Source organism: Kiritimatiellaceae bacterium (assembly GCA_013141415.1).
GTDB lineage: Bacteria > Verrucomicrobiota > Kiritimatiellia > Kiritimatiellales > Tichowtungiaceae > Tichowtungia.
In genome coordinates, this window is the sequence record JABFQY010000006.1 from 1 (window position 1) to 13,342 (window position 13,342).

12 protein-coding genes, 1 other RNA gene and 1 riboswitch are annotated in these 13,342 nt (G+C 54.5%); of the genes, 8 read left to right on the forward strand and 5 right to left on the reverse strand.

The genetic code is table 11. From position 1 onward, the window contains the following. Nucleotides 1-619 (reverse strand): TPM domain-containing protein (locus tag HOO88_08775; protein NOU36847.1); only part of this gene is annotated, 619 nt, incomplete at its 3' end. Nucleotides 620-773: 154 nt separating this feature from the next. After that, nucleotides 774-882: riboswitch (SAM riboswitch) on the forward strand. A gap of 52 nt (nt 883-934) precedes the next feature. Between HOO88_08775 and HOO88_08780 the strand changes: the two genes are divergently transcribed. The 3 genes from HOO88_08780 (at nt 935) to cls (ending at nt 4,891) form a co-directional block, all read left to right on the forward strand. Next, nucleotides 935-2,209 (forward strand): O-acetylhomoserine aminocarboxypropyltransferase/cysteine synthase, encoded by a 1,275-nt coding sequence (locus HOO88_08780; GenBank protein ID NOU36848.1) that lies wholly within the window; start codon nt 935-937, stop codon nt 2,207-2,209. Nucleotides 2,210-2,277: 68 nt separating this feature from the next. After that, a complete protein-coding gene (locus HOO88_08785; GenBank protein NOU36849.1) occupies nt 2,278-3,408 on the forward strand; it encodes a homoserine O-acetyltransferase in 1,131 nt (376 codons plus the stop codon). Between the two features lie 7 nt (nt 3,409-3,415). Beyond that, a complete protein-coding gene (cls, locus tag HOO88_08790; GenBank protein NOU36850.1) occupies nt 3,416-4,891 on the forward strand; it encodes a cardiolipin synthase in 1,476 nt (491 codons plus the stop codon). A gap of 374 nt (nt 4,892-5,265) precedes the next feature. Here the strand turns inward: cls and HOO88_08795 are convergent, their stop codons facing one another. The 4 genes from HOO88_08795 to HOO88_08810 form a co-directional block, all read right to left on the reverse strand. Further along, nucleotides 5,266-5,511 (reverse strand): hypothetical protein, encoded by a 246-nt coding sequence (locus HOO88_08795; protein NOU36851.1) that lies wholly within the window; start codon nt 5,509-5,511, stop codon nt 5,266-5,268. Between the two features lie 220 nt (nt 5,512-5,731). After that, on the reverse strand, nt 5,732-6,391 hold the full coding sequence (locus HOO88_08800; GenBank protein ID NOU36852.1) for a cell filamentation protein Fic: 660 nt from the start codon (nt 6,389-6,391) through the stop codon (nt 5,732-5,734). A gap of 282 nt (nt 6,392-6,673) precedes the next feature. Continuing rightward, nucleotides 6,674-7,031: a transfer-messenger RNA gene (gene ssrA / locus HOO88_08805) on the reverse strand. A gap of 65 nt (nt 7,032-7,096) precedes the next feature. Beyond that, entirely contained in the window at nt 7,097-8,407 is a 1,311-nt protein-coding gene (locus tag HOO88_08810) for a DEAD/DEAH box helicase (protein ID NOU36853.1), read from the reverse strand. Between the two features lie 379 nt (nt 8,408-8,786). On the opposite strand from HOO88_08810, the gene HOO88_08815 reads away from it, so the two are divergent. From HOO88_08815 to HOO88_08835, 5 genes are all read left to right on the forward strand, one after another. Continuing rightward, nucleotides 8,787-9,998 (forward strand): zinc ribbon domain-containing protein, encoded by a 1,212-nt coding sequence (locus HOO88_08815; protein NOU36854.1) that lies wholly within the window; start codon nt 8,787-8,789, stop codon nt 9,996-9,998. A 109-nt stretch (nt 9,999-10,107) separates the two neighbouring features. Next, nucleotides 10,108-10,569: an NfeD family protein gene (locus HOO88_08820; protein ID NOU36855.1), complete on the forward strand. Its 462-nt coding sequence runs from the start codon at nt 10,108-10,110 to the stop codon at nt 10,567-10,569. Continuing rightward, nucleotides 10,566-11,702, forward strand: a complete 1,137-nt coding sequence (locus HOO88_08825) for a hypothetical protein (protein NOU36856.1) — start codon at nt 10,566-10,568, stop codon at nt 11,700-11,702. The genes HOO88_08820 and HOO88_08825 overlap by 4 nt, the downstream gene beginning before the upstream one ends. Nucleotides 11,703-11,723: 21 nt before the next feature. Continuing rightward, a complete protein-coding gene (gene floA, locus HOO88_08830; GenBank protein NOU36857.1) occupies nt 11,724-12,731 on the forward strand; it encodes a flotillin-like protein FloA in 1,008 nt (335 codons plus the stop codon). Between the two features lie 2 nt (nt 12,732-12,733). Continuing rightward, on the forward strand, nt 12,734-13,309 hold the full coding sequence (locus HOO88_08835) for a hypothetical protein (protein NOU36858.1): 576 nt from the start codon (nt 12,734-12,736) through the stop codon (nt 13,307-13,309). The last annotated feature ends 33 nt before the right edge of the window (nt 13,310-13,342 follow it).

The window sequence follows — 13,342 nt, forward strand, 5'->3', positions numbered from 1 at the left end:
GATGACGAATCACGACGATGATCATGATCACAGCAAAGATCAGTTGAATAATTCCGCCGCCCTTGCGTGTCTGCTGCTGGGAACTGCTGTAGCGTTCCTGATTCTGGACACCGGTCAATTCAACTCCGGAAACGGTCGCCGCCACCGAAGCCAGAGCCATCGCGCCGCTGCGCAGTCCGCCGCTATAATCGCCGTTGCGGAACGCGGGCCGGACGTACTGGTCAATCAACCGCCCTGCCGCCGCATCCGGCAAGACACCTTCAAAACCGTAACCGGTTTCGATGCGGACTTTGCGGTCTTCAATCGCGGCGATCAGTAGCAGTCCGTTGTCTTTGCCTTTCTGTCCAATTCCCCAGCGTGCAAAAAGCCGGTTGGCGAAATCGTCAATCTGCCCGCCTTCCAGCGATTTCAGCGTCACCACCGAAACCTGCGCGCCGGTTTTCTGTTCCAGTTCGGCCAGAATTTTTTCCGTCGCGGCGCGATCGGCAGGATTCATCACGTTGGCAAAATCGCTGACGTAACCGGCCGGTTTCAGTGAATTCAGCAGGCGGTCGGAGTCGGCCCGAACCGGCAGAACTCCGGCCAGCAGAACGAGAATTGAAATATAAAATCTACGCATAAGCCGACACCTTACCGGCTTTCCAACCATTTTGAAACGCATCATTCATTTTTTCCGAGCCTTGTAAATACAGGCCGAAATGGTAATCCCGTGATTGCTTATCCTTTTCATCAGATTTTTATTTGACAGCCAAAACGAAAAGCGTATCTTGCGCTCCATGCATTCAGAGAGGCGTGAGGTAAACGCCCGGCAACCTGACAACCCAAGGTGCCACGGCCTGGCAAAAGGCGATGCGCCCCGTGAGGGGAAAGTTGATGGTCAACCGCATCTCACCTCGCCCTCTCTGGCGGAATATTAAGAAAGAGAGGAATAACCATGAGCAAGAATACCGAAACGCTGGCGCTTCATGCCGGCTACACCCCGGACTCCACAGGCAGCTGTGCGGTTCCCGTTTACAGAACCAGTGCCTATGTCTTCCGCGACACCGAGCACGCCGCCAATCTGTTCGGCTTGAAAGAGCTGGGCAATATTTATTCGCGGCTGATGAACCCGACGAACGATGTGCTCGAACAGCGCGTCGCCGCGCTCGAAGGCGGAGCCGCCGCTCTTGCAGTAGCGTCCGGCACGGCAGCCATCTTCTACAGCATCATCAACCTCGCTCAGGCCGGTGATGAAATCGTGGCGTCTAGCAACCTCTACGGCGGAACCTACACGCAGTTCAACAACATCCTGCCGCAGCTGGGCATTAAGGTGAAATTTGTCGATCCGACCGATCCGCAGAACTTCGCCAAGGCGATCACGGCTAAAACGAAAGCCCTCTATACCGAAACCATCGGCAATCCGTCGCTAGACGTTTCTGACATCGAGGCCATCTCGAAGATTGCACACGCCCACGGCCTGCCGCTGATCGTGGACAGCACCTTCACCACGCCGCACCTGCTCCGTCCGATCGAACACGGCGCCGACATCGTTGTGCATTCGCTCACCAAATGGCTGGGCGGACACGGCAACGGCATCGGCGGCATCGTAGTGGATTCCGGCAAGTTCAACTGGGTAACCGGCAAACATCCCCTACTCTCCGAGCCGGACGACAGCTATCACGGCATCCGCTACGCCATCGACCTTCCGGACGGACTTCGGCCGCTGGCCTACATTCTGCGGATGAGACTGGTACCGCTACGGAACCTCGGCGCGTGTCTTTCGCCCGACAATGCGTGGCAGTTCCTGCAAGGCATTGAAACACTCGCCCTACGCATGGAGCGTCACAGCGAAAATGCGCTGGCCGTTGCGAAGTTCCTTGAGAAACAGGCCGAGATCGACTGGGTCCGCTTCCCCGGACTCGAAAGCCATCCATCATACAAGATCGCGAAGAAACTTTTCAAAAACGGTTTCGGCGCGACGGTGGTTTTCGAAGTCAAAGGCGGCGAACAGGCCGGTAAGAAGTTCATCGAAAAGCTTCAGCTCTTCTCGCACCTCGCCAACGTTGGCGACGCGAAGAGCCTGGCAATTCATCCGGCGACCACGACGCACTCTCAGCTTACGGCTGAGCAGCAGGCAGAAGGCGGAATTACACCCGGCCTGATCCGTCTCTCCGTCGGCTTGGAGCACATCGACGATATTCTCGCCGATCTGAAACAAGCGCTGAAATAGCAAATGGAAGAAATGAATGGTGGAATACCGGAAGAAATTCCGGTATTTCATTATTTGTTTTAAAAATTATGAAAACCGTTGAAACCCAATTTTTCACCTATGACACGCTGACGCTGAAAAGCGGGGTCCGCTTCGGCCCCGTCACGCTGGCGTACGAAACCTACGGCACGCTGAACGAAAAGCGCGACAATGCCATCCTGCTGTTTCACGCGCTTTCCGGTTCGCAGCACGCCGCAGGCTTTAATCCCGCCGTGCCCGGCACCGGTGAAAAATGGAACGCCGATTGCCAGACCGGCTGGTGGAGCGACTACATCGGGCCGGGAAAAATTATTGATACCAACCGGTTCTTCGTGATCTGCATCAACTATTTCGGCGGATGCTACGGCAGCACCGGCCCGTCCTCCATCAATCCCGCCACCGGCAAACCTTACGGCGGAGGTTTCCCCCGCATTCACTTCAGCGACATTGTGGACTCACAGCTTCCGCTGCTTGCACATTTCGGCATCAAAAAACTGCACGCAACCATCGGTGCATCGCTCGGTGGAATGCTCGTCGCCAATCTGGCGGCCCGCTATCCGCAGATCACAGACCGTATCATCGCCATTGCCTGCGGCATCGAGCCGACCACGCTGATCCGCGCCCATAACATCGAGCAGATTCTGGCCATTGAAAACGACCCGAACTTCCGCAACGGCGATTATTACGACGGCGAACCGCCACTGCGCGGACTGGCGCTGGCGCGGATGATTTCGCATAAGACATTCGTTTCGCTGGATTTTATCGAAGCGCGCGCTCAAAACCGCTGGGAGCAGGAATACGACGAATTTTCGTGGTACAAAGTCTGTTCCCCGCTGGAATCCTACATCCTGCATCAGGGACGCAAACTGGTTCGCCGCTTCGACGCCAACACCTACCTGCAGTTAGTCGCCGCCTGGTCGGAATATCACCTGCTGCGAGACACCGGAGCGCCGGATTACGCCACTCTGTTCAAAGCCTGCGCAAACCAGCGCTACCTGATTTTCACAATTGACGACGACTACTGCTTCTATCCCGAAGAGCAGGAATACTACCGGAAGAAACTCGAAGAGGGCCGCGTTCCGGTCAAACATGTCATTGTGCATTCGGACAAAGGTCACGATTCTTTTCTGCTGGAGCCTCACCTTTACGAGAACGATCTCCGCCAAGCACTGAACAGTTGAACCCGTTATGCATTTGAGTCTGCACATCTTATGGGCGCTCGTATGGATATGCCATCTGACCGCTTTTGTGCTCGTCACGTTTCACTGCCTTCAGCGCCGCCGCAACGCCACCTCCACTCTCCTCTGGATATTCATCGCCTGGTCGTTCCCGGCGATCGGCCCGCTCTTCTATCTCAGCTTCGGCATTGATCGCGTCGGCGACCGCGGCTTTTTGAAGTTCCTCGCCGACGAACATATATTGGAAACCCGCAAAGGAACTCAAATTGCCGCACCGCGCGCCTACTGGCACCATCTCACCGGTGCACCGGCCGAAAACGAATTCCAGCGCGAACTCAACCGGACGCTTGACGCTCTGATTCCGGACCATCCCGCGCTCGCCGGCAACCGTCTCGTGCCGCTGGTGGATGGCGACGAAGCCTACCCGCGCATGCTCGAAGCCATCCGGAGTGCCAAACGCCACATCCATCTCCAGAGCTATATCATCGGTAACGATGAGATCAGCCGAAAATTCATGGACGCCCTCGCCGCCAAAGCCGCAGAAGGTGTTCAGGTGCGCCTGCTTTACGACCGCTTCGGCTCCAGCAGCGCTCTCTTTGGCGGACTATTCCGCCGGGCGCGCAAAGTTCCGAACTTCCGCGTCGCCGGCTGGACACAGGCCAATCCGCTCAAACGCCAGTTTCAAATTAACCTGCGCAACCACCGCAAAACCCTGGTCGTGGATGGAGAGATCGGGTTTTTCGGCGGCATCAATCTGCTCGACGACCACATCACCCGCCCCGGCAAACCGCCCATCCGCGACTACCACTTCGAGGTTGAAGGCCCGATCGTTCAGGAACTGCAATATTCCTTCCTGCGCGACTGGTACTTCATCACGGAAGAATCTCCGGAAAAACTGCTGACGGAGGAATACTTCCCGCATGCAAACCCCGCCGGAGAAATCACCGCCCGCCTTATCAGCACCGGCCCTTCCACCGTCGAAGATGTCGCCACCGAAAGTTTTTTTAACAGCATCGTGCTGGCCAAAAAACAGATTCTCGCCGTCACGCCCTACTTTGTTCCGCCGGAAGATATTCTCCGCGCTTTGCGTTCCGCCGCCCTGCGCGGCGTGGATGTTCATCTCGTGGTGCCGAAAGAAAACAACCACCGCTACGCCGGTTACGCCAGCCGCGCCCTCTACGAAGAACTCCTGCTGGCCGGCGTACACATTCATGAACGCCGTCCGCCGTTCATGCATGCCAAGGCGCTTATCATTGACGGAGAATTTTCACTCGTTGGAACCGCCAACCTCGACGTGCGCAGTCTGCATCTGAACTACGAAACCTGTCTCGCGGTTTACAGCACGGAATTCACCGACGCCATGAAAGAGATTATCCACGAAGATATCGCCTCCAGCGACGAAGTCCTTCTTGCCGACTGGCAAGCCCGTCCGGCGGCCTACCGCCTGCGCGAAAACCTCGCCGCACTCTTAACGCCGATACTCTGAAAATGTTCTATAACTTTTCGCGATTGAGGTGTCGGTATAGCCGGAACTCAGGCGAAGCCGTGGATCCGGCTATTAACACTCATACCAGATGCGTATGAGGTTCGGTCTTTATGGCAAGGCCGCCGGGACGGCGGCGGTACGTATCGCAACCGTCCCGGTTGCCTTGTTTATAAACCGAATATCATGCGGTTTTTGTATCAGAAGCCGGATCTACGGGCGAATACGCTCTAAGTTCCGGCTTTACCTTTTGCGGCGCTTAAATCGTTAATGATCCAGCAGCCGTTTCCCTTTTTCAGTCAGACGGTATTTTTGCGTCGGGCTGTTCGGAGAATCCGGCGCGGTCATTTCAATATATCCGGCGGCCAGGGCTGGATTTAGATAGTCTTGGACAAATCAAAGCCGTCTGCTTCAACTCCATCAGCGGAACAGGCGGGTAGATCGTTTTCATCAATCACGAGTTCTTCCACGGCATAAGGCGGGCCATTTAGCCAGCGCGGGTCATCCTTCGGAATATCAGCGAGACAGATTGCCGCGACGGTGCGGGTGCCAATGTCTGTGCAAAGCCAGCGTTTGCCGGACATCTCGAATTCCATCCCGATTTTGAAGTCTGAGGATTTCATGTTTTATAGTTCATTACTTGCTGGGTTACTTGCTGGGTCGAAAGCTTTTTCATACAGGCAAAACAACCAATTCGCTTTTAATCCATCGGGATTTCGGGCATATTATGAGCGTGAAAACACTGGTACAGCAAAACCCCTATTTGAGAAATCCAGCCAAGCGACTTGCCATGCTGACCCATAGCGTCCGCGAGTCTTCGATTTTCGAGGGCGCACGGTGTTTTCATGCCTCCGGTTCCCGCATACGGTCTTCCACGCATGTCCTGAAGAAATCCGCCAAAGGCTGAGTTTCCTGCGAATAGCCTTTGATTACAGCGTTGAGATACTCAATTTTTCTCTTCATAGAACCGCGTCCGGAAAAGTTGTAGAGCGGGAGCGGATACCCGGCTTGCAGGAACATTAAATCAGCCAGCCAGCGAGCCAGCCTTCCATTGCCTTCCCGAAACGGGTGAACCAGTAAAAGCTCGGCGTGAATGACCGCGACTGCGACGGAAACTTTTTCCAGCGTTCCCGCCCGGCAAGGGGTGCGTTTTTTCAGAAAGTCCTTTTCCAGCACCGCCATGTTTTGGGAAACACGGATCGCAGGCGGCCAGCGGAAACTGCCTTTCTGCATTTCAACGGTTCTATAGCGTCCAGCCCACTCATAAATTCCGCCCAGCCAGTCTTTGTGCATTTGGCAGATCAAACCGGCGGTGAAGGACGTTTCGGCAGTGATAATGCCTAGATAGCGTTCCTGCACGGCAAGCAAGGCATCGGCTTCCGCCCGATCCATTTCTGTTTTACGGGTGATTCCTTTGAGGTTGCGCAGAACCCGCTTGCCGGAGCTGGGCTGCCACTCGCCTTCAATTCCGGTACTCCAATATCTGGAAGGATTCTTTTTCATTTTCTAGCAATCATCACCTGATTCATTTTCTTGACTGGCTCGATTGTTAACACCGCCCGTTTCTGCATCAATTATCAAAGCAGCTCCCGGATCAACAGCCGAAAATAAATGGTGAATATTTCTTCTCGATAGCCGGGGGAAAGATAATGCCGCCGGTTCTCTTCAAAATCTTTGGCGAGCTCTTGGACGGCGGCGAAGGCGGTTTCAAAGGTGGATTGCATGGCAGGAACGTAGCAGACGGACAAAAACAGGGCAACCCCCCGCCAACGAAGAGTTTTAAAATGGTGGAGGTGGGGGGAATCGAACCCCCGTCCGCCCAAGCGTCACAACAGCTTCTACGTGTGTAGTCTGCCTTTAAGGTCTCGCCTTCGTGACTGTCAGCAGACAGGGCCATCACGAACGCCAGCAGCCTGTTGGAGTTTCGCCCCGCGGTCCGGCTGCCCGGCTTTGGAACTATCCTGCTGTCGTCGTCTTCATCCTCTCAGCAGGTGTCAGAGGGAAGACGTCGGGCCTTTATTTAGGCCGCGAGTGCGTACTGTTCGTTGGCACTTATTGTTTTTGCCGGCTTTTTTACGAGGCCAACCGACACCCTCGACACGCCACTGAAGCTTCAACTTAAACGTCGAAACCAGTCACCCCCGTTTTTTGAGGCGGGGATATCGTCTCACAAACAGCGTGAAACGCAACCCCGCAGATTTTTTCCGATTAACGCGGACGGCGGCTGGGCGAAAACGATCCGCCTTTATGCGTCGGACGCGGCGAACGGCTTTGTTCTCTTCCGCCACCTTGCGCCGGACGTCCGCCGCCGGAACGGCGATGTCCCTGCCGACCCTTCGGTTCGGGACGCGCATCGGAACCGGTAGCCAGTCGCGCGGTTTCAGAATGGTATTTGTGCGTCTTGTCCACAGGAACGGTTTTGCGGATCAGCTTTTCGATGTCGCGCAAAAAGTCACGTTCGCGGGCAGAGCAGAACGCAACGGCATCGCCGTCGGTTCCGGCGCGGGCTGTGCGGCCAATCCGGTGAACGTAGGTTTCCGGCTCTTCCGGCAGATCGTAATTCACGACATGCGTAATGCCGTCCACGTCGAGACCGCGGGCGGCGATGTCGGTGGCGACCATGGCGCGCAGTTTGCCGGTCTTGAAATTATGCAGCGCCGTCGTGCGGGCGTTCTGCGATTTATTGCCATGAATGGCGGCGGCGCTAATACCCGCTTGAATAAGCTGCCGAACCACTTTGTCCGCGCCGTGTTTGGTGCGGGTGAACACGATGACCTTGTCCATATTGTGGTCAGTAATCAGATCAATCAGCAGTTCATCTTTGTTCTCTTTATCGACGAACATCAGTTTCTGCGCGATCCGCTCAACCGTCGGCTGGCCCGGATCAATGGTGATCTGAACGGGATCGTGCAGCAGTTCTTTGGCGAGGCTCGCAACCACCGGCGGCATCGTCGCCGAGAAAAAAAGCGAGTGGCGTTTTTTCGGAAGCTTGGCGATCACTTTGCGGACGGAGGGAATAAAACCCATGTCGAGCATGCGGTCGGCTTCGTCGAGAATGAACAGCTCAATCAGGTCGAGCTTGATGTGGCCCTGCGCCATTAAATCGAGCAGCCGACCCGGCGTGGCAACCACCACATCGAGTCCGCGGCGCATCGCCTGAACCTGCGGGTTCTGGCCGACGCCGCCGAAAATTACCGTGTGGCTGACGTTCAGGTGGCGACCGTACGTTTTGATACTGTCGCCGATCTGGGCGGCCAGTTCGCGCGTCGGAGTCAAAATCAGTGCGCGCGGCTTTCCGCCGGGCGCCGTTTTTTTATTCTCTGTCATCTCCTGCAGAAGCGGCAGAGTGAACGCGGCGGTCTTGCCGGTACCGGTCTGGGCGCAACCGAGCAGGTCGCGGCCTTCCAGCAGATGCGGAATCGCCTGCTGCTGAATGGGAGTCGGGATGGTGTAGCCTTCTTCGGCTACAGCGCGTTGCAGCGGCTCAATTAGAGCCGCGAATACATTTTGTGATTTCATGAACCTTCTTTTCCGTCCGGAATATATTAAAACTCTCTGCCTGCCGGACGTGTAGGGAAAGAAGATGCCGCGCTGTTCGCGGCGTGTGATTCGTAAAGCCGAACCAATTGAGCGGAGGGTTGTAGGCTTCTGCCGTCTCCGTGTCAACTGAAGAGTTCTCCCGCAGAACACGCAGAAAAACACAGAAGGCTTCCAACCCTTAAAGAATTCTGCGCCCTTCTGTGTTTTTTGCGGGGAAGATTTTCCAAGGTTCGGAAGAAACGTTTTCCAATCATTGAAAACTCTTTGCCGACCACAAGACAACCTGCTATAGATTCGGTGCGCCGCAGGCGTTCGTATAAAATATAAATGACTAACTAAACGACTGGAGCTAACGCTGATGAACAAATTCAAACAACGCATAATAGAATTCAAAGCCCGCTTGACCTCAGTCAGTAAAGAAGAACCGCTGAACAAACTGTCGTTGGCCACAATTATTATTCTCGATCTCTTTATCCTAACGCTAGTTTTTACCGGACTGAATGAGCACACGCAACAACTCACCACGGCTGCAGAATATATGCCGCCTGAAGCCCAGAGTATTTTTATTGATCAGGAATGGAGTTCCGCCAACCGCATTTCAGAGCTTCAGCCGCTTATTCTGTCAGACAGGAACAACTACAAGTATCGCTATGAAGGCCGTTTTGAAGAGCGAACAATCAAACTCATGCACCCGGCAAGCCGTACGTTCTACCAACAGGTAAAAACACTCTCGCAAGACAAAGAATTGCACACCCTCTTCCTAAGCCGCCAAAAATACGTTGAAGAACGGAAGAAAACCGAGATTGCCTTCGACGAGGCCAAAAGATCCTACGATACACAGCTGCTGGAAAACATCGCCAACGCTACCGCAGGCACGGCGAACGCTATCTCTACAACAGCCCGGCAATATGCACAAAAAATTGACCAGCTCAGCGGAGAAATCCGAACGACGGAACAGAAAATAAACTCTCAACCCGACATTCAAAAACTGTGGGTTCTCATTACCCCGGATGACATTGCTCGAGAAAAAATCGTCTCCGATTACAAACATTTCCAATTCTGGTTTCCGCTTAAGGAACTCGGATGGCAACTCGTCTTTCTGCTACCTATCTTCGGCATTTTTTATGCATGGAGCGCCCGTAGCGTTAAAAATGACAATCCTATTCAGACCCTTATCGCCTCGCATCTTCTTGTGATCGCCTCTCTGCCTATCATTTTGAAAATCATTGAGCTCGTGGTTGATATTATTCCTAAGCACTTTTTTAAACACCTGTTCAATATCCTGCAAACCCTTCATCTGATGGCGCTCTGGCATTACTTCGTCATCTTCTTCGCCATAATCGTCGGTCTTTCTCTGGTTTACTTCATTCAAAGGAAGGTATTCGATAAACAGAAAATGATGCAGAAACGCCTCATGAAGAACGCCTGCATATCCTGTAATAAGCGGTTGCCACCCTGCGCAAAATTCTGCCCGTTCTGCGGGACCCGACAACTGGAAGAATGCACTGCCTGCAAACAAGAAACTCCGTCCGGCGGCCCCTGTTGCATCCATTGCGGAACATCGCGATAACAAAGGATGCTCCTAATGGATGAAAACTTCTTGGCGTCTTGGCGGTCATTTCCCCTGATGTTTGAACTTTTGTATTCCATCGCGACGGAAGGCAGGTAGAATCCGGCGCATGAGTTGGTACCTTACTCTTCTGGTTTGCGGATTGTTTCTGGTCGGCGTGGAGATTTTTATCCCCGGCGGCGTGGTCGGTATTGCCGGTGCGGCGGCGCTGGTCGGTGCGGCGGCAATGGGCTTTATGATTTTCCCGCTCTGGCTCGGCTGGCTGAGCCTGTTCTTCATTCTGGTGCTAACCGCCGTGGCGGCGTTTGTCTGGATGAAGTATTTCCCGAAGAGCCGGATGGGTAAGGCGCTTTCGCTGACTCAGCATATTTCCAAAAGAGATCAGGACGATTCCGCATGGAAGCCCGGCATGAGGGGCTCCGCGCTGAGCACATTGCGCCCCGCCGGCAAGGCGACGATTGAAGGCAAACTCGCCGATGTCATTGCCGACAACGGAACATGGATCGAACAGAATTCCGCCATCGAAGTCACTAAGGTAGCTGGCAACCGAATTTATGTGAGGAAAATTTGAAACTAAAGATACTTTCTATTCTCGCCCTGCTCACCGTTCTATCGACCGGTGCAGGCGCGATTGAGTTTGTACAGCGCGATCAGTTTATCAGCGGCGAAGCGGAAACTCTACGGGACGAAACCTGGGTTTCGGCGCAGAACATTACCATCAGCGGCGAAGCGCTCGACGATCTGTTCGCGGCAGGCAGCATCCTCGATCTGCGCGGAAATTTTAAAAGCGATGTCTGGGGTTGCGGAAATCAGGTCATCGCGGCGGGACGGTTCAGTGATCATGTGCGGCTGGCGGCCAAAATGCTGCAAATCTCCGGAACGCTCAACGGTTCGCTGACCGCGATGGGCAATACCGTCAAAATTGATCCGACCGCTGTGATTGCAAAAAATATGCTTTGCTTCGGCGAAACGATTATCAGCGAAGGTGCCGTCGACGGCAACGTGGAGGTTGTGGCAAAACAGGCGACGCTCGGCGGAAAAATTTCCGGTAACGTTTCCATTGCGGCGCAGGAAATTGTGATTCTGCCCGGCACGGTGATTGGCGGAAACCTGAACTACACGGCTCCAAAAGAACTGGTGCTTTCCCCTTCCGTCACGCTCGGCGGAAAACTAAATCGTACGTTTGAGGCTCAGCCGCCGAAACAATACTTGAAGCCCGGCCTGATCGGCCACGTTGCTTTTGCTGTTGCCGCATTGCTGACCGGGCTGGCTTTCAGTTCGATCTTCTCCGGCTACAGCGCCAACGCCGTTCAATTGTTGAGCACCTCACGCACGGCCTGCTTACTAATCGGCTTCGCAGCCCTGTTTCTTATCCCGATCGGTTCGTTTTTTCTGCTGTTCACATTCGTCGGACTGCCGCTGAGCATTCTGCTGATTCTCTTTTATCTCATCCTGCTCTACCTCAGTAAAATTGTGGTCGGATTCTGGATCGGCGCGCTGATTCTGCGCCGCAAAGAAATTACAAAACAAAACCGGACCGGCGCACTGGCCGTCGGACTGCTGGTGATTTATGCGCTGACGGCTTTCACCGCGATTTCTCTTATCATCAATATTCTGGTCGCCGTCGCCGGACTCGGCGCACTGGTTCTGGCTCTTTTTAAAAAACCGGTGCTGATTATTCAGACACCAAGCGATATGAAATAAACAACAACGGAGGAAATCATCATGGGAAACATACTGGGCATCTTTTTACTGGTCGTCGTCTTTGTCTTCTCGGCGGTCATTCTATCCGTACTCGCCGTCTGGGTTCAGGCCTGGGGTTCCGGCGCGCCAATCAAACTCTATAACCTGATCGGAATGAAAATTCTACGCAAGGTGCCGGTCACGCTGATCGCCCGCGCCCGCATTCAGGCCATCAAAGCCGGGATTGATATCAGCAGTGACCTGCTCGAAGCGCATTATCTGGCGCGCGGCAATGTCGTCAACGTCGTGCAGGCGCTGATCGCCGCCGATAAAGCCAACATCAAACTGAACTTCCAGCAGGCCGCCGCGATTGACCTCGCCGGTCGCGATATTCTCGACGCCGTTACCACCAGCGTTAATCCAAAAGTGATCGACTGTCCGAACCCGAAACAGGGCACCACATTCCTCGATGCCGTTGCCAAAGACGGTATTCGTCTTCTCATTAAAGCGCGCGTAACGGTTCGCACCAACCTTGAACAGCTCGTCGGCGGCGCCACCGAAGAAACCATTATCGCCCGCGTCGGACAAGGCATCGTCAGCGCCGTCGGTTCGATGGATTCCTACAAAAAGGTTCTCGAAAATCCCGATAACATCAGCCGCAAGGTGCTCGACAGCGGTCTCGACGCGCAGACCGCGTTTGAAATCGTTTCGATTGATATCGCCGACGTCAGTGTCGCCGGAACCGCCAATACCGCCAACGTCGGTGCCATGCTCGAAACCGAGCGCGCCGAAGCCGACAAAAAGTTGCGTCAGGCGGAAGCCGAAGGCCGCCGCGCCATGGCCATCGCTCAGGAACAGGAAATGCGCGCGCGCGTTCAGGAAATGCAGGCCAAGGTGATCGAAGCGCAGGCGCAGGTTCCGCTGGCCATTGCTCAGGCGTTCAAAGAAGGCAACCTCGGCGTAATGGATTTCTACCGGATGCAGAACGTCATGGCCGACACCTCCATGCGCGAATCGCTCGCTGGCGGTGACGAACATAAGAAAGACTAGGCATGACTGAACCTGTCAGAGCGGAAGGACTCATTTGGCTGGTCGTCGGCGTTTTCTGGGTTATTGCCCAGATCGCCGGCGCGGCGGCCAAAAAAAATCAGCCGCGCCCGCCGATAGCGAATTCGGAATCCGATGAAGTTCCTGGCAATCCGCCCGCCCTGAGCAATGTCGATGGGTTTGCTGAAATGCTTCGTAAAATGGCTGGTGTACAGCCGATTGAGAAACCAGAGCCGGAACGAGAACTGGCACCGGTATTTGTTCCGCAGACTCCGCGCCGCCGGGTCGCGATTGAAAAACTGCCGGACATCAAGCCGCTTCGCCGTGAGCCTGTTTCGCCGGAACCGGTTGCCAAAATGGTTAAAATTCCGGAAGCCGACCTCCGACCGAAAATGTCGGCTTTCCGCAACAGTGTTCCGTCGATCAAGATGCCGGCAATGAATTTGAGTTTCCGTGGCACCGAAACCTCCGTCCATGGAATTCCGAACCTTGGAAAAATCCTGAATCCGGCGGACAAAAGTTCCACCCGCCGTGCCATGCTTGGGCACATCATTTTTTCTCCGCCCAAGGCGATGGAGTAAGGCGAAATTGGCCGCGCCTCTTCCGGCGATTAT

What these genes read in the sequence shown, in the direction of transcription:
- HOO88_08795 (NOU36851.1), bottom strand. Translation starts at nt 5,511, where the DNA reads ATGAAATCCTCAGACTTCAAAATCGGGATGGAATTCGAGATGTCCGGC.
- HOO88_08820 (NOU36855.1), top strand. Translation starts at nt 10,108, where the DNA reads ATGAGTTGGTACCTTACTCTTCTGGTTTGCGGATTGTTTCTGGTCGGC.
- HOO88_08785 (NOU36849.1), top strand. Translation starts at nt 2,278, where the DNA reads ATGAAAACCGTTGAAACCCAATTTTTCACCTATGACACGCTGACGCTG.
- floA (NOU36857.1), top strand. Translation starts at nt 11,724, where the DNA reads ATGGGAAACATACTGGGCATCTTTTTACTGGTCGTCGTCTTTGTCTTC.
- HOO88_08780 (NOU36848.1), top strand. Translation starts at nt 935, where the DNA reads ATGAGCAAGAATACCGAAACGCTGGCGCTTCATGCCGGCTACACCCCG.
- HOO88_08810 (NOU36853.1), bottom strand. Translation starts at nt 8,407, where the DNA reads ATGAAATCACAAAATGTATTCGCGGCTCTAATTGAGCCGCTGCAACGC.
- HOO88_08835 (NOU36858.1), top strand. Translation starts at nt 12,734, where the DNA reads ATGACTGAACCTGTCAGAGCGGAAGGACTCATTTGGCTGGTCGTCGGC.
- cls (NOU36850.1), top strand. Translation starts at nt 3,416, where the DNA reads ATGCATTTGAGTCTGCACATCTTATGGGCGCTCGTATGGATATGCCAT.
- HOO88_08800 (NOU36852.1), bottom strand. Translation starts at nt 6,391, where the DNA reads ATGAAAAAGAATCCTTCCAGATATTGGAGTACCGGAATTGAAGGCGAG.
- HOO88_08815 (NOU36854.1), top strand. Translation starts at nt 8,787, where the DNA reads ATGAACAAATTCAAACAACGCATAATAGAATTCAAAGCCCGCTTGACC.